At 34.6% G+C, this 24201-nt stretch carries 22 protein-coding genes and 1 tRNA gene; 1 reads left to right on the top strand and 22 read right to left on the bottom strand.

All coding sequences use genetic code 11. From position 1 onward, the window contains the following. Positions 1-74: 74 nt before the first annotated feature. The 3 genes from M9897_07790 to M9897_07780 are packed head-to-tail and all read right to left on the bottom strand — an operon-like array spanning position 75 to position 3288. Positions 75-1043, bottom strand: a complete 969-nt coding sequence (locus tag M9897_07790; protein ID MCO5268779.1) for a deoxyhypusine synthase family protein — start codon at positions 1041-1043, stop codon at positions 75-77. Beyond that, positions 1043-1894 carry an agmatinase gene (speB, locus tag M9897_07785; GenBank protein ID MCO5268778.1) on the bottom strand — a complete coding sequence of 284 codons (852 nt, stop codon included), beginning with the start codon at positions 1892-1894 and terminating at the stop codon, positions 1043-1045. Before speB ends, M9897_07790 begins: the two co-directional genes overlap by 1 nt. After that, a complete protein-coding gene (locus M9897_07780) occupies positions 1891-3288 on the bottom strand; it encodes an arginine decarboxylase (GenBank protein ID MCO5268777.1) in 1398 nt (465 codons plus the stop codon). The genes speB and M9897_07780 overlap by 4 nt, the downstream gene beginning before the upstream one ends. A gap of 137 nt (positions 3289-3425) precedes the next feature. On the opposite strand from M9897_07780, the gene M9897_07775 reads away from it, so the two are divergent. After that, complete coding sequence (locus tag M9897_07775) at positions 3426-3878, top strand: Lrp/AsnC family transcriptional regulator (protein ID MCO5268776.1); 453 nt, start codon at positions 3426-3428, stop codon at positions 3876-3878. 55 nt (positions 3879-3933) lie between these two features. Here M9897_07775 and gyrB read toward each other — a convergent pair whose 3' ends face one another. The 19 genes from gyrB to M9897_07680 all read right to left on the bottom strand — a co-directional run bounded on the left by gyrB (position 3934) and on the right by M9897_07680 (position 24050). Continuing rightward, positions 3934-5895, bottom strand: a complete 1962-nt coding sequence (gene gyrB / locus M9897_07770; protein MCO5268775.1) for a DNA topoisomerase (ATP-hydrolyzing) subunit B — start codon at positions 5893-5895, stop codon at positions 3934-3936. Positions 5896-6042: 147 nt separating this feature from the next. Continuing rightward, positions 6043-7383 carry a dicarboxylate/amino acid:cation symporter gene (locus M9897_07765; protein ID MCO5268774.1) on the bottom strand — a complete coding sequence of 447 codons (1341 nt, stop codon included), beginning with the start codon at positions 7381-7383 and terminating at the stop codon, positions 6043-6045. A 1-nt stretch (position 7384) separates the two neighbouring features. Next, positions 7385-8449 (bottom strand): chorismate synthase, encoded by a 1065-nt coding sequence (gene aroC, locus M9897_07760; protein ID MCO5268773.1) that lies wholly within the window; start codon positions 8447-8449, stop codon positions 7385-7387. Positions 8450-8463: 14 nt separating this feature from the next. Continuing rightward, positions 8464-9870, bottom strand: a complete 1407-nt coding sequence (locus tag M9897_07755) for a phosphoglucomutase/phosphomannomutase family protein (GenBank protein ID MCO5268772.1) — start codon at positions 9868-9870, stop codon at positions 8464-8466. Positions 9871-9959: 89 nt separating this feature from the next. Further along, positions 9960-10043, bottom strand: a tRNA-Leu gene (locus tag M9897_07750). A 104-nt stretch (positions 10044-10147) separates the two neighbouring features. Beyond that, the gene (rplT, locus tag M9897_07745) at positions 10148-10495 is read right to left on the bottom strand and encodes a 50S ribosomal protein L20 (GenBank protein MCO5268771.1); all 348 of its coding nucleotides are present in this window, start codon (positions 10493-10495) and stop codon (positions 10148-10150) included. A 95-nt stretch (positions 10496-10590) separates the two neighbouring features. Continuing rightward, a complete protein-coding gene (gene rpmI / locus M9897_07740; protein ID MCO5268770.1) occupies positions 10591-10788 on the bottom strand; it encodes a 50S ribosomal protein L35 in 198 nt (65 codons plus the stop codon). 46 nt (positions 10789-10834) lie between these two features. Further along, on the bottom strand, positions 10835-11377 hold the full coding sequence (gene infC / locus M9897_07735) for a translation initiation factor IF-3 (GenBank protein ID MCO5268769.1): 543 nt from the start codon (positions 11375-11377) through the stop codon (positions 10835-10837). Between the two features lie 16 nt (positions 11378-11393). Next, positions 11394-13337 carry a threonine--tRNA ligase gene (thrS, locus tag M9897_07730; protein MCO5268768.1) on the bottom strand — a complete coding sequence of 648 codons (1944 nt, stop codon included), beginning with the start codon at positions 13335-13337 and terminating at the stop codon, positions 11394-11396. A gap of 51 nt (positions 13338-13388) precedes the next feature. Beyond that, a complete protein-coding gene (locus tag M9897_07725) occupies positions 13389-14225 on the bottom strand; it encodes a hypothetical protein (protein ID MCO5268767.1) in 837 nt (278 codons plus the stop codon). Positions 14226-14344: 119 nt separating this feature from the next. After that, a complete protein-coding gene (gene purS / locus M9897_07720; GenBank protein ID MCO5268766.1) occupies positions 14345-14605 on the bottom strand; it encodes a phosphoribosylformylglycinamidine synthase subunit PurS in 261 nt (86 codons plus the stop codon). 9 nt (positions 14606-14614) lie between these two features. Next, positions 14615-15487, bottom strand: coding sequence for a CDP-alcohol phosphatidyltransferase family protein (locus M9897_07715; protein ID MCO5268765.1), 873 nt, complete (start codon positions 15485-15487; stop codon positions 14615-14617). Positions 15488-15498: 11 nt separating this feature from the next. Beyond that, a complete protein-coding gene (locus M9897_07710; protein MCO5268764.1) occupies positions 15499-16458 on the bottom strand; it encodes an OmpA family protein in 960 nt (319 codons plus the stop codon). Positions 16459-16695: 237 nt separating this feature from the next. Beyond that, positions 16696-18144, bottom strand: coding sequence for an ATP-binding protein (locus M9897_07705; protein MCO5268763.1), 1449 nt, complete (start codon positions 18142-18144; stop codon positions 16696-16698). A 471-nt stretch (positions 18145-18615) separates the two neighbouring features. After that, a complete protein-coding gene (locus M9897_07700) occupies positions 18616-19524 on the bottom strand; it encodes a tetratricopeptide repeat protein (protein MCO5268762.1) in 909 nt (302 codons plus the stop codon). A gap of 134 nt (positions 19525-19658) precedes the next feature. Continuing rightward, positions 19659-20888: a group II intron reverse transcriptase/maturase gene (gene ltrA, locus M9897_07695; protein ID MCO5268761.1), complete on the bottom strand. Its 1230-nt coding sequence runs from the start codon at positions 20886-20888 to the stop codon at positions 19659-19661. Between the two features lie 659 nt (positions 20889-21547). Next, the gene (locus M9897_07690; protein MCO5268760.1) at positions 21548-22639 is read right to left on the bottom strand and encodes a hypothetical protein; all 1092 of its coding nucleotides are present in this window, start codon (positions 22637-22639) and stop codon (positions 21548-21550) included. Between the two features lie 18 nt (positions 22640-22657). Continuing rightward, positions 22658-23182 (bottom strand): hypothetical protein, encoded by a 525-nt coding sequence (locus M9897_07685; protein ID MCO5268759.1) that lies wholly within the window; start codon positions 23180-23182, stop codon positions 22658-22660. Then, complete coding sequence (locus tag M9897_07680) at positions 23163-24050, bottom strand: hypothetical protein (protein MCO5268758.1); 888 nt, start codon at positions 24048-24050, stop codon at positions 23163-23165. The genes M9897_07685 and M9897_07680 overlap by 20 nt, the downstream gene beginning before the upstream one ends. Positions 24051-24201: the final 151 nt, after the last annotated feature.

Genomic DNA, 24201 nt, shown 5'->3' with positions numbered 1-24201 from the left:
TTTTAAATTAGTATAAAAGAAAAGCTCTGATTCTGTCAGAGCTTTTCTTTTGTAATCACTTCGATTAATCGTTTCTATTGATCTAACAAATATGCAAAAATCAATGGAGCTACAATTGTAGCATCAGATTCTACAATAAATTTAGGTGTATCGATACCTAGTTTACCCCACGTTATTTTTTCGTTAGGTACTGCCCCAGAATATGAACCATAACTTGTTGTTGAATCAGAAATTTGGCAGAAATAACTCCAGAACGGGGTATCTTCTCTTTCCAAATCTTGATACAACATTGGAACTACACAAATTGGGAAATCACCTGCAATTCCCCCTCCTATTTGGAAGAAACCAATACCATCTGTTCCTGCTGTAGCAGTATAATGATTAGCTAACCAAGTCATATATTCAATTCCTGATTTCATTGTAGAAGGCTTTAATTCTCCTTTAATACAGTAAGAAGCAAATATATTCCCCAAAGTAGAATCTTCCCAGCCTGGACAAACAATTGGTAAATTTTTCTGTGCTGCAGCCAACATCCATGAATTCTTTGAATCAATCTCATAATATTGCTCTAACACTCCAGAAAGCAATAATTTATATAAAAATTCGTGCGGAAAAAAGCGTTCCCCTTTATCTTCAGCATCCTTCCAGATTTTAAAAATATGCGCTTGAATTCTTCTAAAAGCTTCTTCTTCAGGAATACACGTATCCGTTACACGATTCATGTGGTTTTCTAATAAATCCCACTCATCTTGTGGAGTTAAATCTCTATAGTGTGGAACACGTTCGTAGTGATTGTGTGCCACCAAATTCATCACATCCTCTTCCAAATTGGCACCTGTAGTAGAAATTATGTGAATTTTATCCTGGCGAATCATTTCAGCTAAGGAAATCCCTAATTCAGCTGTACTCATAGCTCCTGCTAAGGAAACTAACATTTTTTTACCTTCAGCTAAGTGTTTTTCATATCCTTTAGCAGCATCAACTAACGCAGCAGCATTAAAGTGGCGGTAATTGTACTCAATAAACTCTCTAACTTTTCCCATTACTTTTTAAATTTATATGATAAAATCTTATATACTAATTTAGAAGCCATGAAATCAGGAGAAGGCACCCCTTCTTCAGAAGCTAACTCTACTATATCAAAGCCTACTAAATTTTTCTTTTCAATTAATTTTCTAACTAATGTAATGACATCATACCATAACAAACCTCCCGGTTCTGGAGTACCTGTTGAAGGCATGATAGATGGATCAAAAACATCTAAATCGATTGTCAAATAGACATCTTCTCCCAATTTGCTAATCACTTCGTCCATCCAATTTTCTGTTGCACGAAGTCTGTACATTGTATAGAAATTTTCTTTTTTTACAAAGGGAAGTTCAACCGTATCCATGCTTCTAATACCTACTTGTACTAAATTAGTTGTCTTAGAAGCCTCGTGCATAGCACATGCATGATTACATGCAGAACCGTGAAATTCAGGGCGCAAATCAGAATGTGCATCTAATTGTAAAACAGATAGATTTGTATATTTTTTTCTAAATGCACGAATAGAACCAATTGAAATGGAATGTTCTCCTCCAAATAGCGTTACAAATTTCCCAGTATTTAACATATCAGTAGTAGCTTTTTCTACTGCATCACACATGGCTTCAGGAGAGCTATCCTCAGTTACTTTTGGTGCAAGATAAATCCCTTCCTTATACACCTCACTATCAGTTTCTATGTCATACAATTCCATGTTTTCGGAAGCATCTAACATAGCATCATAACCTTTATCTGCTCCTTTTCCATAAGTGGATGTCCCATCGTAAGGAACGGGGATCATAACAATTTTTGCCTGATCAAATTCACCGAATTCTTCAGGTATTCCAGCGTAAGTTCTCATTTTTATTTGTATCCTAAAATTTTAAGCATTTGTTCAGGAGTTTGATGCGGTGCAAATATTTCATCTTTAATCTCTCCTGTTTCTTCATCTTTATCTATCAAAATATGTTGTGGACTAGGAATCAAACAGTGTTTAATTCCACCAAATCCAGAAATGGATTCTTGATAGGCCCCACAATTAAAGAACCCAACATGCAAAGGGGATCTTTTGCTATATACAGGAAGGTAAATAGCATTGGTGTGCTGTTCTGAATTATAATAATCATCAGAGTCACAGGTTAAGCCACCTAAAAAGACTCTTTCATATTTTTCCTCCCATCTATTAATAGGTAACATGATAAATCGTTTATTAATAGCCCATGCATCTGGTAAAGTCGTCATAAAAGAGCTATTAATCATGTTCCACTTCTCTCTATCATTTTGTTTTTTCTGGTCTAAGATTGTAAATACCATCCCTCCCGATTCAGCCACAGTAAACGAACCAAATTCAGTAAAGATATCAGGGTGTTTAGCATCCACATGATCTGCAGCATTTTTAACCTGTGACATAATCTCTTGGACCATATATTCGTAATCGTAGTTAAATGCCAAAGAATTTTTAATGGGAAAACCTCCACCAATATTTAAATATTTGATGTTTGCGTCGTTTTTGATCAAATTCTCATAAACTCCTAAAAACTTATGCAACTCATTCCAATAATATGCATTATCACGAATACCTGTATTTACAAAGAAATGTAGCATAGAAAGTTTGAATTTCTTATGATCTTTTAACTTCCAATTGAAGAAAGACACTACATCTTTATATCCGATTCCCAAACGAGAGGTATAGAATTCAAATTTTGGGTCTTCCTCTGACGCAATACGAATACCTATTTCTAGCTTCTGATCAATTTCTTCTTCTAGGATATCAAACTCACGAAAATTATCAATCACAGGAATCACTTTTGAAAATCCTAAATCCAATAATTCTTTAATCTTTTTTATATATTCTTCCGTCTTATACCCATTACATAAAATATATGTATTCTTATCTAATTTACCTTTATTAAATAAAGCTATAAGAATATCAATATCAAAAGCAGAACTAGTTTCAATATTGGTTTTATGTTGTAAACATTCCTCTAAAACAAAGTTAAAATGTGAGCTTTTTGTACAATAACAATACTCATATTTACCTTTATATTGTTGTTCTTTCATGGTGGTATTAAACCAATTTCGGCATTTTTCTATTTGTTGACCGATAATTGGAAGATAAGTAAACCTAAAAGGAGTTCCATATTTTTCTATCAAGGCACTCATATCAAGCTCTCTAAAGAATAGTTTGCCGTCTTCTACTTTAAACTCTTCCTGTGGAAAATCAAAGGTTTGCTCAATTAGATCAATGTATTTATTCTTCATTTCAGACCATAAAAAAGATTAATTTTTTAGTTTTTATCGCTGCAAATTTGAGCTAAAAAAGTGATATATTTCACTATTAAATGATTTTTGGTAAAAATTATTGTATATTTATATATTTGTGGTGAAAAAAACTAATTATGGACTATATTGATGAAAAAATACTTGAAATTCTCCAAACAGATTGTTTGAAGACTGCAAAAGAAATGGCAGCTGAATTAGCCCTAACGGCAACCCCTATTTACGAGCGTATCAAAAAACTTGAAAATGCTGGTTATATAAAGGATTATGTAGCTCTCCTTGATGCAGATTTATTAGGTCAATCGGTATTAGTTATTTTAAATATTACCGTAAAAGATCACCATACCACACAGCGAGATAGTTTTGTAGAAGAGATTAAATCGTTAGTAGCTATTACAGAATTTTACCAAGTTTCAGGAACCTATGATTATGTTGCAAAGGCACGATTTAAAGACATTAAAGAGTATAGTAACTTTTTGGTAAATGATTTATCAGCCATTCAAAACATCAATAATATTGAATCACAAATTGTATTAGAGGAGTTGAAATATAGCACTAAGGTGATAATATAAATCCCGATAAGTGTTGACCTAACGGGATTTATATATTATTTTTTATCCATACCTATTATGCGTCCACATTCGCATATTTTGCATTTTCTTCAATAAATTCTCTACGTGGTGGAACATCATCCCCCATCAACATAGAAAACACTTGATCTGCTTCTGCCGCATTATCAATAGTGATTTGGCGCAACATTCTGTGCTCAGGGTTCATAGTTGTTTCCCATAATTGTTCTGCATTCATCTCTCCCAAACCTTTGTAACGTTGAACACCTACTGTAGTTCTCGGAGTATTTCCAGCCATACGTTCCACTAATAAGTCACGTTGATTTTCATCCCATGCATATTCTGCTTTATTTCCTTTCTTCACTAAGTAAAGAGGTGGAGCAGCCAAATACACATAGCCATTTTCAATCAATTCTTTCATATAACGGAAGAAGAAAGTCAGAATCAATGTTGCAATATGCGCCCCATCTACATCGGCATCCGTCATAATTACAACCTTATGGTATCTTAATTTTTCCAGATTTAATGCCTTTGAATCTTCTTCGGTACCAATTCTAACTCCTAATGCTGTATAGATATTTTTAATTTCTTCACTTTCAAAGATTTTATGTTGCATAGCTTTCTCCACGTTCAAAATTTTACCTCTCAAAGGCATAATTGCTTGAAAATGACGATCTCTACCTTGCTTTGCTGTACCTCCCGCAGAATCTCCCTCAACTAAGAAAATCTCACATTCAGCTGGGTCTTTAGATGTACAATCCGCTAACTTCCCTGGTAAACCACTTCCTGAAAGAACATTTTTACGTTGCACCATTTCTCTGGCTTTTTTAGCAGCGTGACGTGCTCTTGCAGCAATAATTACTTTTTCTACAATTTTTTTTGCATCATTTGGATTTTCTTCCAAATAATTAGTCAACATTTCAGACACAGCCTGCGAAACAGGGGCTTGAACATCTCTGTTACCTAATTTTGTTTTTGTCTGACCTTCAAATTGAGGTTCTGCTACTTTTACAGAAATAATAGCTGTCAATCCTTCACGAAAGTCATCCCCTACAATTTCAATCTTTTCTTTAGTTAATAATCCTGAGTCATCAGCATATTTCTTTAAAGTACCAGTCAGACCCCTTCTAAAACCAGAAAGGTGAGTTCCACCTTCATGCGTATGGATATTATTCACATACGATAGAATATTCTCATTGTAAGAAGTGTTATAAATCATTGCTACTTCAACAGGAATACCCTCTTTCTCACCTTCCATGTATATAACATTTTCAATAAGAGGCTCACGGCTTCTGTCAACATATTTAACAAATTCACGTAAACCAATTTCAGAATGGAAAGTTTCAGTTGGATGTTCACCTTTGTCGTTAATTGACTCATCTCTATTATCAGTCAATACAAGTGTAATACCTTTATTCAAGAACGCTAATTCTCTCATTCTTGACTTCAATGTATCGTAATTGTATTTTACCTCTTCAAAAATGGTTGCATCTGGATGAAAAGTAACAATCGTTCCTGTCTTATCAGTTGTGCCGATTTCTTTTACAGAATATTGAGGTGCTCCTTTACTATATTCTTGTTGAAATACTTTTCCATCTCTATGAACTATGGCAGAAAGATGATCTGAAAGTGCATTCACACAAGACACCCCAACACCATGTAAACCTCCTGATACCTTATAATTATCTTTATTGAATTTACCTCCGGCATGTAATACAGTCATTACAACCTCTAAGGCAGATCTTTTTTCTTTAGAGTGCATTGCAGTGGGGATACCACGTCCATTATCTTCAACTGTTATAGATTCTCCTTCATTGATAGTGACAAAAATTTGATTACAATATCCTGCCATCGCTTCATCTATAGAGTTGTCAACCACCTCGTACACCAAATGATGTAAACCTCTCAAGCCAACATCTCCGATATACATCGCAGGTCTTTTCCTAACTGCTTCTAAACCTTCTAACACCTGGATATTATCCGCGGAGTAATCCTCCATTTTCTTGTCTAATTCACTCATATAATTTGTATTATTTTAATGTCTTCAGTAATTAATTTTCACAACGAACAAATATACAAAATCTAGAGTGAAAACATGTTAAAAACACAAGGGTTTTCAACTAATTTATCAACAATTTCATGTAAAGCTGTGGATAGTTTTTTAAACCTATTTTTTGAGCATATTTTCTCCTTTGGCAACTACCATGGAAACCGTAGCATCTCCTGTTACATTAATAGTAGTACGCAACATATCCAGTGGTCTATCAATAGCAAAGATCAAAGCTAATCCAGCCTCTGGAATTCCAGCCTGCGCTAATACAATAACCAACATCACCATTCCCGCACCAGGTACGGCTGCCGAGCCAATACTTGCTAAGGTGGCTGTGGCAATAATACCTATTTGTGTCATAGCACTCAAATCCATCCCCATAGCTTGGGCTATAAAGATTGCAGCAACTGCTTGATACAAACTAGTTCCATCCATATTAATAGTGGCTCCTATAGGTAAAACAAAACTAGAAATTTCCTCATCAACACCTAAGTGATTCTCTACTCTATCCATTGTTACAGGAAGTGTGGCTGCAGAAGAACTTGTACTAAAGGCTAGCAATTGCGCTGGGAATATTCCTTTGAAGAAAAATTTAGGTGATTTCTTTGCAAAGGCATACACCATAAAACCATACACTCCTAACATTAAAGTTAAACCAATGATAACACTAATCGCATACCAAAGTAACGCCATAAATAAGTCAGGACTTGGTGCTTCCACAACTAATCCTGCCAACAGTGCAAATACTCCGATTGGAGCTGCCAGCATAATAACATCAATCAACTTGAGTATAACATCATTAAAACTATCAAAAAATTGCTTTACAGGTCTTGCTTTTTCTTCTGGAATCATAATCATAGCAATGCCAAATAATAAAGCAAAAACGATTACTTGAAGCATGTTTGCATTATCAGATGCAGAGAAAAAGATGTTGTTGGGAATCAAATCTTCAATAGCTTTTAAAGGCCCATTCTCTTTTTGCAGTTCGGCATTAGAGATATTATGACTTGCTTCTCCACTAAAACTATCCATCAAACTGATGCGCGTTTCTTCACTTATGGTTTTTCCTGGCTGGATAATATTTACAACCGCAATACCGATACACACAGCAGTCACTGTAGTAGCTATAAAGATGCTAATTGTTTTTAACCCCATTTTAGACAGCTTTGAAACATCTTTTAAATCAGAAACTCCCTTAATTAGAGAACCTAAAATCAGAGGAACAGCAATCAATTTCAAGGCATTGATAAACATATTTCCAAAAGGCTTAATCCAGTGTTTTACGAACAAAGAGGCATTTGAGATGGATGTATCAACTCCTTTTACTTTAATGATAGTTGTATCTTTCCCCCATGGGGTTTGCAACAAAACTAAACTAAACACAACCCCTAATATCATTCCTATGATAATCTTCCAATGAAGCGCCAAACGTTTTTTCTTCTTTTGTTCTTGAGTCATATTATAGTTTCGTTATTTTATTACGCAGATAATGATCAAAGAGTGTTATTGCGGTCATAGCCTCTACAATAGGAACTGCTCTAGGAACTACACACGCATCGTGCCTTCCCTTCCCCATCATTTCTACCGAATTATATGCTTTATCAATAGTTTGTTGCTTTTGCATAAGGGTTGCAACTGGTTTAAATGCTACTCTGAAATAGATGGGCATTCCGTTACTTATCCCCCCTTGTATTCCACCACTGTAATTCGTTTGTGTAGAAGAATCAGGCAAGAAAGAATCATTGTGCTCACTTCCTTTCATTGTCACACATCCAAAGCCAGAACCATAATCAAACCCCTTTACTGCATTGATAGACAACATAGCTTTTCCTAAGTCAGCTTGTAGTTTGTCAAAAACTGGAGCACCCAAACCAATAGGAACACCTGTCACTCTTGTGAAAACAATTCCTCCCACTGTATCTCCTTGCGCACGAATCCCTTTAATATATTCAATCATTCGTTCTGCCGTGTTTGTATCAGGACACCTAACTTCATTTTCAAAAGCAGGAATATCTAGTTCAATGGGATCTTGCTCCAATATGATTGTACCTACTTGAGTCACAAAGGAATTAATTTGAACACCTATTTCTTTTAAAAATTGTTTGGCAATAGCTCCAGCCACTACCCAATTAGCGGTTTCGCGTGCACTTGCTCTCCCCCCTCCTCTGTAATCACGAATTCCATATTTTTCTGCATACGTAAAATCTGCATGAGAAGGACGGTACACATCTTTCAGATGTTCATAATCTACTGATTTCTGATTGTTATTTTCGATAATAAATCCAATTGGAGCACCAGTTGTTTTCCCTTCAAAAATACCTGAAAGAAATTGTACAGTATCACTTTCTTTGCGTTGTGTCACGATAGCTGATTGTCCTGGTTTTCTTCTATCTAATTCTCTTTGAATTTTATTTATATCTAAGGAGAAACCAGCAGGCACACCATCAATCACACCACCTATTGCTCTTCCATGAGATTCACCAAAAGAAGTCAATGTATAAAGCTTACCCAATGTGTTTCCCATGAATATTAATTGAATTAATTTAAGATAGTTTCTTTAGTAGATTTTAAGATAGCTTGCACCTCACTCATAGTTGCTGCTTCAGCATATACACGTAAAACAGGTTCTGTTCCGGATGGGCGTATCATCACCCAAGCTTCTTTGTCGAAATAAAATTTAAAACCATCTATTGTTTCTATATGCTGAATTTTAAAATCACCAAATGATGTATATTTATCATTCTTACAATTCTCTACAATTCTTTGCTTCAAATTTTCATCAAGGTGTAAGTCATTTCTATCAAAGTAGAAACCGCCAACAATGTCATACACTTCATGGATTAATTCAGTTAATCTTTTTCCAGATTTAGCCATAAACTCCCAAAGTATCATACCCATCCAAATACCATCACGTTCTGGAATATGTCCTTTCACAGCAATTCCACCTGATTCCTCTCCTCCTACTAAAACGTCTTCTGTTACCATGAGTCCCGCAATATATTTAAACCCAATCTTTACAGTTTCATGCTCCAGTCCATAATGTTTACATAATTTTTTAATCTTTGGTGAGCTACTAAAGGCGGTGACTACTTTTCCTTTCAAACCTTTATATTTCACCATATAGTGAATTAGCAATAGCATAATGTGATGAGAATCCACAAAAATTCCATTCCCATTATATAATCCAATTCTATCCGCATCTCCGTCAGTCACTAAAGCAATATCAATATCCTTTTTTTCTTGCAAGAAAGTCTCTAATTCTCTTAAATTTCTAGCAATTGGTTCGGGCGCTTGCCCTTTAAAAGAAGGATTATATTCGCAATGCAATAGTTCGATATTTGGAAATAATCTTCGCATTACATTTTGACCAGCACCATACATAGCATCATAAGCAAATTTCATCCCTGAATTTCGGATAGCATTTAAGTCAAAGTTATCTTGAACTGCTTTTACATATTCACTTTCCAAATCCAACTCCACTAATGTTCCTTTTGAAATAGCAGAATCTAAATCAATATTCAGCATACTTCTGTCAAAATCATCTTGAATCAAATCTTCAACTTCTTGTACTTTATCTGGTAAAAGTGGTCCCCCAAAAGAAGATTTTAGTTTAAACCCTCCATATTCAGGTGGATTATGAGAAGCAGTTAAAATCACACCTAATGCCGCACCATATTTTCTTGTACCCATAGAGACCATAGGTGTTGATACAAAATTTTTAGCAAAATATACTTTTATATCATAATGTAGAAATACTTTAATAGCAGTTTCCATAAATAACTTCCCATTAAATCTACAATCATAGCCAATAAGTACCGATGTATTATTTGATTGTGAAATCCACTTAGCAGTAGCCTCTGCTACTCTACCTACATTAACAACTGTATATGTATCACCAATAACAGCTCTCCAACCGTCTGTTCCGAATTTAATTTTATCAGTCACTTTCAAAAGAATTTAAGTAAATGTAAAAATAATAAAAAATGTAGATTTCAAGCGTTGAATAGCGAAAGATAGGTTGAATTTTGAAAAAGTGCCCAGAGCGGGACTTGAACCCGCACACACAAACGTGCACATGCCCCTCAAACATGCCTGTCTACCAATTTCAGCACCTGGGCGGGGATGGCAAAGATATAAAATTGATTGTAATATATCATCGATAAATAAAAAAAACGGAGAATCTAAGATTCTCCGTTTTTACTAGTGAGTATAAATTAATAAATTATTTCTTTACAGCATCAACAACAGCTTTGAATGCTTCAGGGTTGTTCATTGCTAAATCAGCAAGAACTTTTCTGTTTAATTCTAAGTTGCTTTTATTGTATAATCCCATAAATTGAGAATAGCTCATTCCGTGTTCTCTAACACCAGCGTTGATACGCATAATCCAAAGTGAACGGAATTGTCTTTTCTTTTGTTTTCTACCGCTATACGCGTGAACTAATCCTTTTTCAATAGCATTTTTCGCTACTGTCCAAACATTTTTTCTTCTTCCATAATATCCTTTTGCAAGTTTCATGTACTCTTTTCTTCTTGCTCTGGATGCTACGTGATTTACTGATCTTGGCATATTTATTTGTTTTTTAATGTAAAGTGTTTCGTTGTTTCAGAAAACTTAGATACTTAACATTGGGTGAATACTAACCTCTGTCACCATGACAGATTTTATTTTAAATTAAGCATTAATTTAACATTATTCATGTCTGTTTTATCAACAAGACCTGCTGCTGTTAAATTACGTTTACGCTTTGTTGATTTCTTAGTAAGGATGTGGCTTTTGAAAGCATGCTTTCTTTTTACCTTCCCACTACCAGTGATTTGAAATCTTTTTTTAGCACTGGATTTTGTTTTTACTTTTGGCATATTCTCGCTATTTATTTACTCACTATTATTTTTAATATATTAATTTCTATTTTTTAGGGTTAATCATGATAGTCATTCTTTTTCCCTCAAGTTTTGGCATTAATTCAAGCGTTCCCAACTCGGCTAATTCTTGTGCAAAACGAAGTAATAAGATTTCTCCTCTATCTTGATACACAATTGTTCTTCCTCTAAAGAATACATAAGCTTTCACTTTAGCTCCTTCTTTTAGGAATTTTCTAGCATGTTCCAATTTAAAATTGAAGTCATGTTCATCTGTATGAGGACCAAAACGAATTTCCTTAATTACAATTTTAGTTTGCTTTGCTTTAATCTCTTTTTGTTTTTTCTTCTGTGCATATAAAAATTTCTGGTAATCCATGATTTTACACACAGGAGGTGTAGCATTAGGGGAAATTTCAACCAAATCCAATTCTTGCTCCTCTGCCATTTTAAGTGCTTCACGTGTATCAATAATGAGTGGCTCTTGCCCTTCCAGTACCAATCTGATCTGCGGAACTCGAATGCGTTCATTTATTCTGTTTAGTTCTTCCACCTCTCTTGGGCGAAAATTTCTTTTTTGGTCTCTCATTTATAATTTATAAACTTTAGTTTTTCCCTAATTCTGTTTCTATAATGTTATTAATAACTTTTGAAAAATCTTCTATTGACATAGAACCGATATCTCCCACTCCTCTTTGGCGAACAGAAACTGTATTAGTTTCCATTTCTTTTTCACCAACAATAAGCATAAATGGGGTTTTTCCAATTTCTGCTTCTCTGATTTTCTTACCTATCTTCTCGTTTCTATCATCAATAAAGCCGCGAATATCGTAATTATTTAGGAGATTTAAAACTTTTTCTGCATAATCATTGAAATTTTCACTGATTGGAAGTATTGCAAGTTGTTCAGGAGCAAGCCATAATGGGAATTCTCCACCACAGTGCTCCAATAATACAGCAACAAATCGTTCCATAGATCCAAAAGGTGCCCTATGTATCATCACTGGTCTGTGTTTCTGGTTATCAGCACCAATATATTCCAATTCAAAACGCTCAGGTAAATTATAATCCACCTGAATTGTTCCTAATTGCCATTGACGACCCAAAGCGTCTTCTACCATAAAATCAAGCTTTGGACCATAGAATGCAGCTTCTCCATATTCAATCACTGTATTTAAATCCTTTTCAGCAACTGCTTCTTTGATAGCCGATTCAGCTTTATGCCAATTCTCATCGCTACCAATATATTTACTTGGATTATCGGGATCACGAAGTGAAACTTGAGCAGTAAAATTTTTAAAATCTAAGGTTTTAAAAATATATAATACAATATCAATAACTTTTTGAAACTCCCCTTTTACTTGTTCGGGAGTACAAAAAATATGCGCATCATCTTGTGTAAAGCCACGTACACGAGTTAAACCATGTAATTCTCCACTTTGCTCATAACGATAAACCGTTCCAAATTCGGCAAATCGAAGTGGTAATTCTTTGTAAGAATGTGGTTTTGACTTATAAATTTCACAGTGATGTGGGCAATTCATAGGTTTTAACAAAAATTCCTCATTTTCATCGGGTGTATGAATAGGCTGAAATGAATCAGCTCCATATTTGGCATAGTGACCTGATGTTACATACAAATCTTTAGCTCCAATATGTGGTGTAATTACCTGCACATACCCTGCTTTACGCTGCACTTTACGTAAAAAATTCTCTAAACGGTTTCTCAAATCGGCACCTTTTGGCAACCAAAGTGGCAACCCTTGTCCTACAGATTGAGAAAACGTAAATAGCTCCAATTCTTTTCCTAATTTTCTATGGTCACGCTGACGAGCCAACTCTAATTTCTCTAAATATTCAGTTAATTCAGAATTTTTTGGAAAAGTGATTCCATAGATACGAGTTAGCTGTTTATTCTTTTCATCTCCCCTCCAATATGCACCAGCAATTGAAGTTAGTTTAATAGCTTTAATAAAACTGGTATTTGGTATATGAGGTCCACGGCATAAATCAGTGAAACCACCTTGTGTATAAAAGGTAATCTCGCCATCATTTAATTCACTAATCAACTCCAATTTGTAAGGATCTCCTTTCTTCTCGAAGTAAGCTATTGCATCAGCTTTAGAAACCTCTTTACGTATATATTCGCTATTATTTTTAGCTAATTCACGCATCTTATTCTCAACAGCCTCTAAATCTTTCTCAGCAAAAGAATAATCTCCAAAATCTACATCGTAATAAAATCCATTCTTTACAGGAGGTCCAATAGCCAATTTAACTCCCGGATATATCGCTTCCAAGGCTTCTGCCATCAAGTGTGCAGAAGAATGCCACATAGTAGATTTCCCTCCATTATCATTCCATGTTAAGAGTTTTAGAGTGCTATCCGTATTCAATGGGCGCATGGAGTCAATAATTTCTCCGTTAACTTCGGCTGCAAGCACGTTTCTTGCTAAACCTTCACTAATATTTTTTGCTATATCTAATGAAGTTGTTCCTTTTTCAACTTCTTTAATCGTTCCATCTGGAAGCGTAATTTTAATACTCATCTTAAATTAAAAGTAACTTTTATAGATTTATTCAATCTGTTTTCCTATATTCTATTGAATAGCAATTGCTCTGATAGCATTAATACTTTCAAATATCTTAGCTACTTCATTTTCAGATAGAATTGGCAATCCTTGCGCATTTTGAACAGATTCGAAACCATTATAAGTTGCTTGTAACTCAGACATTTTTCCAATGAAATCGGCTAAATCTGTATTTTCTTTCTGATAAGCCTCTAAACCTTTCATGGCATCTTTTAATAGATTCATTTGGTCAGCAACCTTTACAGATAAAATTTTAAAATCTTTCTTCTCGAACTCATAACTTGCCAAATACATGCCTTCCACCCAAGCACCAGCGAACTGAACGGAAGCATATACACGAATACCATTATCTTGTAAATATTCTTGTAATCTTTCATGAATATCTAATAAAAGATCTTCCATTTTATTTCTATCACCAATATTTGCTTCAACTTCTTTCGCCAGATCTTCTTTTTCAAATATTTTCCCCATTCCTACTTTATCAGCTAATTGTCTAATAGTATTAAAAGTCTTCAAAGAATATTGAGGCTGATTATTAACAATAGAATACACTAAATCAGAACTATACACTCCAAAGTTTAATAATTCTTTTCCTTCGGTATTGTAATTTTTAGCATTCTCCAATGAATTGATTCTAGTAGCGTCAAAAGCAATTCCAGCTTCTTCAAAGGATGCAACTAAAGCATAAGGGTGCGGAAATTTGAAATCAAATTCTTCAGAAGACAATACATTTGAGGTATCTGTATCAATAGTGATTTTAACATCATTATTATTTGTCTCATTCGTACAACTTGCAACAATCAATAAACCTAGGCCTATAAAAGATAAATTCTTTAATATTTTCATATAAATTATAATTAGTGAGTTAGAAAAACAAAAGGCTAAAGTACAAATTTTTAAAAACACACATACTTTTGCATGCTTATTTTTTCATACACCTTGTAAATTCCAAACTCTGATGAGAATTATGCCATCTCTACTTCAAATACAGAAAAAGTATATTGCTCCATCACATGATTTACAAGTAATTTATCGCAAGCTGTTTTTGTTTTCTCAATAGCTTCGTCTTTGCTTCCCGCTTCGATAAATACACGGATATGTCTTCCAATTCTTACATCTTCCACTTCAGAAAGCCCCATGTTTTTTAAACCTTGAGTTACTGCTTTTCCTTGTGGATCTAACAATGCATCTTGTGGCATTACATCAATTTCTGCTCTATATTTCATGATATTTAATTATGCTTTAATTTTATTTTTCAAAGTTAATCTATTTCTTATAATTGACAGTAGAATATATAAAAGTATTATTAACGACAACCCCCACACTTGAAGAGTAATCAATAATACTACTGAAAGTCCCAAAAAAATATACTTAATTTGATTTTCGTTCCAACTATACGTAGAGAATTTTAAAGAAAATAAAGGGATTTCAGCTACCAATAAAATAGAAAATAGAATAACAGTTGGTATAAGAATTTGGTTACTAATTAAAGCTATAGATAGAATAGATTTCCAGCTGTCATCATTAAATCCTGCCCATAACATTAAAGCAAAGGAGGCAAAGAATAAACTATTCGCTGGTGTAGGTAAACCGATAAATCCTGTCGTTTGTCTTTTATCCAAATTGAATTTAGCCAATCGGAACATACTAAAGAACGGAATTAAAAAGGCAAAAAATGGAGCAAACTTATGCCATCCTTCGTAACGAAATGGATTATTCTCCATATTATTTACCACTAAATCATTCAGATACGTATTTATCCAAACTTGAATACTATACCCCATCGTTGTTCCATCCAACCATAAATTAGAAAGACTGCCACCATTGGCAAGTATGATATCTAAGGTGTTCGATAAGATCAATAATACAAAAACAATCATGGCTGGCGCAACGCCAAAGGTAACCACATCAGCTAAAGAATCCAGTTGCTTTCCTAATTCACCTTGTTGTTTGAGTAAACGTGCTGCGAATCCATCAAAAAAATCAAAGATGGCGCCTAGCACAATAGCTGCAACAGCCCATTCGAGTCGCCCAGAAAAAGTGAATACAATACTCAAAACTCCACACAGGAGGTTACTTCCAGTTAATATATTTGCTATAGTAAACATATTTGATTTCATTAGTTCTTTACTGCTGGATATAATATGATTTCTGTTCTTCGGTTTTTTGCTTTACCCTCGGCAGAATCGTTACTAGCTCTTGGGGCAAATTCACCTTTTCCTGAAGCTGTCATCCGTACTGGCTCAATTCCATTATCTTGTAATAATCTAACAATTGAAGTAGCTCTTGCGACACTTAAATCCCAGTTATCGTTAAATTTATCGTTTTTAATTGGAACATTATCCGTATGTCCCTCCACCATTATGAGAAATTCTTTATTTTTTACTAAAACTTCAGCTAAGAATTGAAGCGCTCTTTGACCTTTTGTTTGTACTTCTGTCTTTCCAGATGCAAACATCAGCTTGTCTGACATGGAAACATATACCTTATTTTCTTTTATAGAAATAGTCAATTCATCAGCATCAAAACCGAGTAATGCCTTTCTCAGTAAATATTCCATTCTTTCAGCTGTAGAATCTTTTGCGTTTAATTTATTTTCTAACTCTTTAATTTTTGCTTCACGTACTTCTAGTTCCGCTTCTTTCGCTTCAACTCTTCGCTCTTTATCTCTGATTCGTTCATCATATAAAACCCCTTGATTCAGATTATTGGTAATAGCGGTTGAATAACGCTCTGCTAACTCCAATTTCTCTTCTCTGAGTTTTTCATTCTTATCTTTTAAATCAGAAATAGTTGCTTGTAAATCATCAAATTGTCCTTGTATTTGAATATTTTTTGCTACAATGCTATCATTTATAAAAGTTAATTGTTGTGATTTTTTTAAGAGATAAGCATTCTCTTCTTCTTTTATTTTTAAATGATCACATAATTCGTCACGCTCTTTTACAACCTCCAATAATCGAGAACTTCCTTGAATGCCTCCATCAGGTCTTACGTCCCCACATTTATAAACAGGGGCACATGAAAATAAAATGGCAACTACTCCTATGTATAAAAAAACAGCATAAAATCTCTTCATTTTAACAAAATTAGAATGCAAATATAGTGAAAATACATAATGTATTGTATGATTTTATGTAAGGTTTGGAGGGTGGGTTAACCGCAAAGGTCACGGAGGTTTGGCGCAGAGGACGTGGAGGCATAATAAAATAGTGGATGTTTTTTAAACACATAGGAACATAGGGAACATAGGGTGTGGAGGGGTTATGTGGAGGACGTGGAGGTTTGTAGGGATGCGAAGAGGGTGTTGTATATGTTATCCATTATTTTTCATTTTGAGAGTTATATCGCCAATATTATAACTGTAAACTGATGCCGGTAAGAAGGAAAATAATAGATTGTCAATTTCTTTAACGCCTGTTTGATCTATTGATGTTACCAAAGCTTTTTCAAATTTATTGTTTTTACAAAATGTTATGAGACTTTTTAGTTCATTAGGTTTTTCAAAATAACGGTTACTCCATTTTACCTCAACACCCCAAACTGGTTTATATTTTTTGTCATCGACTAAGACCAAATCTACCTCACCTTCACTTCGTCCTTCCTTCCAACGTGCATAGGTTAAGTCTAATTTTTCACGGTGCATCCATTGGGATAGAACTGCTGTTTCTACCATATTTCCCATTTCTTTGTCAATTTCACTGATGGGTGAAAACAATGCAGTTCGCAATGAAGGATTGGTTAGATAGACTTTGAAACTTGTTACTCGTTTTAAACGTTTGGCATTTACATCAACTTTGTTTAACACTTTAATTAGAAAGGCTGCTTCAAGATATTCTAAATATTTTCTTAAGGTGTCTTTTTGTATGCCACTCTCTTGACTCATTTTTTCATACGAAAATTCGTTACCAGTATTATACGCTATGTATGTAAAAAATCTGTTTAATTCTTGTACATTCTTTATTCCATACAAACTTGGCAAATCTCTCAATAAAACTTTATCAACAATATCGTTTTTGACATATCTACCCATATCATTTTGTATTTTTTCGCTTAATACCACCTCAGGATACCCTCCGAAGTTTAAGTAGTGTATAAACTCTTTGTTAAAAGTTTTTATGTCGTGTGTAAGGCAGTATGGTATTTGATTGTTACCATAGCTTATTTTTCCATCATAAATAAGATGATTCATTCCCTTGAGGTGAATGTATTCTTGAAATGTGAGAGGAGGCAACATAAAATCAGTGAATCTACCAGCTCCACTTTCAGTACTATGCCATTTTAAAGCGGCAGCAGCAGATCCGGATACAATAAATTTTGTTTCAGGATAATTGTCAACAAGTACTTTTAGATGTCGTTCCCAATCTTTAAGGTATTGTATCTCGTCAAAAAAAACGTAACATCCTTTTAAGTCTTCTTGGTTGAGCGATTGCTTACAAAGGCTTAAAATATCTTCTAAACTTAAGTGAACATAAATGGGATTGTCAATACCTACGAAAAATATTTTCTGTGGATTAATCTTTTCATCGATCAGTTGCTGAATACTATGGAATAACATAACGGTTTTACCAACACGTCTTGGCCCCATAAGAACCAAAGCTCTTCGTACTTTCTTTTCAATCACATAAGGATAGAATAAGTCAAAATACAGGCGCTTTGACATTGAGCTGTAGGTTTCGGGTATTTGTTTGTTTACCCACCAAGGATTTTCATACCGTAAGCGTTCTATTATTTTTTCTGTAGGAATAAGACTTGAAACATTCATAATATCTATTTATTTTTACAAATATAACAAAATAAACAGATTTAAATAGTCTTATTTATACATATTTATCTATAATAGTAGAATTTTTAATTGTAAAAATGCTTATTTGTTATAATTAGGTAATTGGTAAAAGGCGGGTTAACCGCAAAGGTCGCGGTGGTATATTGGAATTGTGGATGTTTTTGAAACACATAGGTACATAGGGAACATAGGTTTAACCGCAAAGTACGTAGAGGTTTGGCGCATAGGTCGCAAAGTTTTTTTTTTGTGGAGGACGTGGAGGTTTGTAGGGGCGCGAAGAGGGTGTTATGAGGTTTCTGAAGGATATTACTAGTGAGAGTTAGGCGATTTTTTTAAAACGAAGCAGTAACTTGGAATTTAATAATAACTCGATAGCTATAAAATTATTGATAATAGAAATTTTAGAAAATATGGAATCTTGATGTTAATCCCTTGTCATTTGTTGTACTCTTATTTCTTTTTGAGTTCTTCAATTTGTTGTTTTGCGTAGTATGTGGATTGTTCGTCGCCGTATTTCAATGTTAGTTCGTAATATTTAATTGCTTTTTTCGTATCTCCTTTTTGTTTATATGCAAATGCAATGTTGCTCAACACAATGTAGTCCTTTGGATTTATTTCTTCAGCTTTTAATAAGGCCTCAATAGCTTTGTCATACTGTTCTTGAAGTATAAAAACGATTGAAATATTTGATAAACTTTCAATGTTGTCTGGATAATGTTTTAAAACAGCTTCGGCAATTCTTTTCATATTGTCGAGCAAGTCGTCATTCTCTGTATTGTATAGTTTAAATTGATAATCTTGTATTGCACTAAGCATAATATTCGGGTCGTCGAGTGGTTCGCTGTCCGTCCAAGTCCATTTGTTTTTGTTTACGACAGAGTAGTCAATCGTCTTTATGATTTCATTCGTGAATTTTTCATAGTCTTCAATTTGTCCGAACATATAAATTTTCCCAAATCGCATATCAAGTCTGTTAGGATGTTTTTCAATCTCTATGTCTATGTAATCAAAACCTTTTTTCAAAATATCTGGATCGTAATACATATCACTATATAAAAATGCAATAGGCTCTTTATTCGTACTATCATTGTCCATAACTTGAAGACCTTCTTTACCCTTGGGATTTCCGTCAAGACGAACTATTTCTTTTTCACTCTTCATTGCGAAATAGTTAAAGTAAGCAACATAAAGCTCAGGGTCTTCACTATCTGCTTGTTCCCATTTATCTAAAAGTTGTTGTAGACCTAAGGTGTCTTGTTTAGAAACCAAATCGTCAAATTGTTGCTTATATGTCTGTCCGTAGACTTGACTGAAAGCCAAAGTCAAACCGAGAATTAAATATGTTGCGATATTGTTCATTGTTGCTTTTTTTAGTTGTTGGTAATCGAGTCACGTAAGGGAATTTCACCCCTACGTTCTCACGGAACCGTACGTGAAAGTCTCCCTTCATACGGCTCTTCATGTTACTAAATCACATCAAAAGTAATAACTTTTTACGGATATACCAATAACCAATGCGCAAATAAATTGGGGTTTTCTTTGTACTTGGTTTTCAAGTAGCGCACAGAGGCTTTCTTGAATAAGTCTTTCTCCCATTTTGTCCATTTCAGTAGTCGTGCGTTCAGTTGATTCCACACCATTCGCATATCATCTTTCCAAAACTTGTGGTAATAGTTGATAATCCCACGAATGACGGGGTTGATTTCCTTGGCGATTTCTTCCAAGGATTTTCTGCGCTTGTGTAAATTCATTTCCCTGAACTTTCGCATGATGCTTGTCTTCGACTTCTGACTTACGCAGATACATGGAATAGATTTCACTTTTCCTGTGCCTTTTGTTTTGTAGGCTCGTGGACGGATTGTAAAGCCAAGAAAGTCGAACCCTTTGGAGTATTTCGTTTGTGAAAACCCTCTCAAATTGACTATTTTACTTTTGACTTCATGCAACTGTAATTTACACGATTCCATGCGCTCTTTAATTTGGCGCAACATGAATTGCGCTTGATTCTCGGTTTTGCAATGCACTACAATATCATCTGCATACCTTTCAAATGGCTTTTCAGGGTGGAACTTATCCATCCATTTATCGAAGACTACATGTAGAAATAAGTTTGCTAAAAGCGGACTAATAACGCCACCTTGTGGAGTTCCTGAAAGGGTTGGTTTAAAATCTCCCTCTTTCTGTACAATTCCTGCTTTCAACCACCTTTCCACATATAACAAAACCCAATTGTCTGAACAGTAGTGTTTTAATGCTTTCATCATCAGTTCGTGGTCGATGTTGTCAAAGAAACCTTTGATGTCTAAGTCAATAGCAAAATCATGATTGTATAAATTTGTATATGCTTGTTCAACGGCTTGATGACAGTTCCGATTGGGTCGGTAACCAAATGAACTGGAATGAAATTTTGGTTCTACTATTCGTTCCAAGTGTTTTCGTACTACTTGTTGTGCTATACGGTCTAAAATCGTCGGGATACCGAGTAATCGTTCTCCTCCCCCTTTCTTTGGTATAGCAACTTGTTTGACAGCTTTCGGAAAATAACTCCCTGAGCTTAGGCGGTTCCAGAGCATATAAAGTTCCGTACTTGCGTTTTTCTGCAAATATTCCCAACTCATTTTGTCTATTCCACCACTTCCAGCATTGGATTTTACCTCCTTGTATGCTTGCCAAACCATTAATCTGGTTATTGGCTGTGATTTTGTTTCATAATAATTAATCATCCCTTTTACGGTTGTAAATTCGTTTGAAACCTAACATGCTTAGCCCTTCGCTCCATGTTCATTACAAACACTTCAACACTACTACGGCTAAGTCTGCCCCCTACATCTCAAGCACATCCCCTCTTGTCTGCTTCCTATTTCTATTTTACAGAACGATGTAGAGTTCACTTGTTCCTTAAAACAGCCTATGTATGCGTCTTGCCCACTTAACCCCGGATGCCGTGTACCCAGTAAATCAGGTGTCCGGTACACTCTTATCATAGGTACAAACGTAACTACCTATTTTTGACATCGTCTATTGCCCTTACGAGGCTTCATCGTTGGGTTCACTTTCGTTCAACTCACATACACACACCTACAGAAGTCGTTGCTTCCGTTTTTCTTTGTCGCTCACCACAAAACCGTTTCCTAATCTTGCAGCACAAAGTGGTTTAATGGCTATTCCTGAAAATCGCCATTGAGAGACCTACTCTCATCTGTTTTAAAGCACCAATCAGCAGACAGCTGATTGTTCAAGTCACACACGTTTTGCAGCTACCCGAAGGTGGCGATTTCGAAGCACTTCACTGTCAACCAAGCAGAAACTTTGATAGAAGCACAAAGCTTGATTTAACCACTGAACCGCCACTTTTGGGTAGGTGCTGTTACCTGCTGGCTTTTTAGTCGTTTATAAATTCTTCTAATCTATTATTCATATTTGTTATTCTAATTTCAGCATTGTGGTCAGAAGTTAATTGTTTTTTTAACTCCAAGTAATAATTAGAACGGGAACTTGTCCAACGATTTCTTACGTCTTTCGCAGCATTACCAAGAGAGGCAATTCCTCCAAGAAAAATACCCTTACTAATTTGAATCATAGTTGAATAAAGGTCGTTTGGGTTTGAATAAATTGATCCTATCAAACTAGTCGTACACACAGGTAAGCCAACATATAATAATGATGGCTTTAGCTCCTTTATGTATGTCTTTAAAACTTCCATTTTACTTGCGTTAAATCTTGTCAATTCATCTTTAAACTTTTTAATTTCCATTAACGCAAAATCAGAATCTTCAATTTTTGTAAGTTTATCATTGAACTCCGAAACACTTTTTCTAAATTCAGTTTTATATTCTGACATTCCCTTATTCAACTTAATCAAATCGTTTATTGACATTGACCTAATATCTGCAGGTATAAGGTTTTCAATTACGAGATTTGAATAGGTTTCACTTGCTTCCTCATCTGTAAACCATTCATCAATTTCTCCTTCAACATCAAAATAGGTCATTGCTGCAAACATATCTGGATTGTCTGTCAGTTTTGGAATATTCCGTCTTTTGGAAACAGTATCTGAAAGGAAAAACATATATCCATTAGCAATTCTTTCAGGAATTTTATAAAAGCCATCTTTGTCAATTGATTTTGAAAATTGAGCAAAGAATGGTTTTAGCCTTTCGTCAATTTTATCCGTGTGAAGTCTTACTTCATACAAGCTTGCATCTAATCCAGCAGGTAAACCATTTTGATTGTCACAGAACTTCTCAAATTCTATTGCAGCTATTTTCAAATCATCTGCGGAAAGAAAAATATCTTCAATCAAACCTTCTTGTTTTGCAATATATATATCATCTGAATCATTTGGATTATAACCTCTTGGCACAATTCGATATACTTTATCCCAAAATGTTAAGGCTGATTTTACCCATGTTTCATCTTGAAACTCTATGGTTGGGTAATAAAGAATTTTATCTTGTTTAAATGAATTATCCATGTATTTCTTTGTTTCGAGTTAATCACTTTGTTTACTTTCTTTATTTAATTCTAAGTTGATTTCAGCGAGATTAAACAATGTCTGCATGATGTCCCACATTGCAATAGTTGTCGTTATGAAAAGTGTCAAATTTGCGGTGTCAGGAAATTTGTATTTTTCCACTTGCCAATTAAAAGGGTTAGGAATTTCTTTTGCAATTGCAAATCCGATGACAATTAGGATTGAATAAAATATCAGCCAAATATCTCCTTTGATTTCACCGAAACCACTAACCAAACTTGAATACATTTTCTTCTTTTGTTCATCAGTCAATTTCTTATGATTGTCAATTTTAGATTTGATATCTGAAACCATTGAAAGTCCGAATGTGTAAATTGTCAATGCAAAACCTATCAGAACACCGAAATAAGTAAACAGGTTTGCAGTTTCAAATATTGTAAATGTAGATACAGGAGTTGTCCTGACCAAGAAATTGGAAATTATGCCAACTGATAAAACAACCAGCATTGTTAAGAAAAAGCGTTTAGTCTTGTTCATCTTCATCTTCCCGGCTTTCCAAGTTGTGAATTGCATTCAATTTGTCTGAAATATTCTGAAGCTCCTCATCCGAATACTTTTCTGTTTTTTTCCTTTCTATGTAAGTTTTGGCAGTATCAGTCTCGCTCGTTTTGGTTTCTCTAATTCCATTCCTTTTAAATTTAAGCAAATATTTTCCACCTACCTCCCTTACATAGTCTATGTAGCCGCCCAAAGCTTCTCTTAGGACCTTAAGTCTTCCTTCTTTGTTTTTAAATGAAATGTCAAACACCTCATTATTTGTTGTTTCTTTTATCTGTTGTAAAACGTCTCTTGTATCTGAATTACCAAATAATGCCATATTTGGAGCATTCATTTCTAACGAGAGTTCATAAATTTCCTCCGCAGTCTCGACATAATTCCAAAATTTCTTTTTAGAAACCAAAGGATAAATATTTACAACATAATCAAAGTCTCTCATTTTACTTCTAAAGAAGTCAGCGAGTATGTTAACTGAACTTTCAATTTGTTGGAACACGGAAACATTTCTTTCAATTAAAATAATCTGATGTTTTGTGTCGATGATTAAAAAAACATACTTAGCTTCTTTAATCCCTTTGATTTCAATGTCATTGTCCCCTTCTATATAAATATTCTCATTAGTCTCTCTCGCAAATTTTATTATATGAATATCGTCCTTCTGCTGAAAACCATAAAACAGAAAACGCTTGCTTCCTTTTGTCCATTCAGATTTTACATTAACAGCAAGGTCTCTAATGATGTCAGTCATTAGTTCCTCTTTGCTTTTGTTTAATTGTTGCACAATAGTGATTTGCTCACTTGTCGGAGTGACCAAATATCTAAATGCAAAAAATGGAGACCTTTTATCTATCATTGTCTGTTTCGTTTTTTAGGCTTGCAGGTAACGGTTGGCAATATGGCATGAAGCGGATTGCGAGTGATTCACTATCAAACCGAGATGAAGTTGAAACGGGCTAAAGACGCCCCAATTACGCACTTCACCGCTTTTTGCTATATTGCGTGTT

Origin of the sequence: Brumimicrobium sp., assembly GCA_023957385.1 — a bacterium.
Classification (GTDB): domain Bacteria; phylum Bacteroidota; class Bacteroidia; order Flavobacteriales_D; family Crocinitomicaceae; genus Brumimicrobium.
The sequence above is the reverse complement of the archived record's forward strand: the minus strand, read 5'-3'. Positions and strand labels throughout refer to the sequence as shown.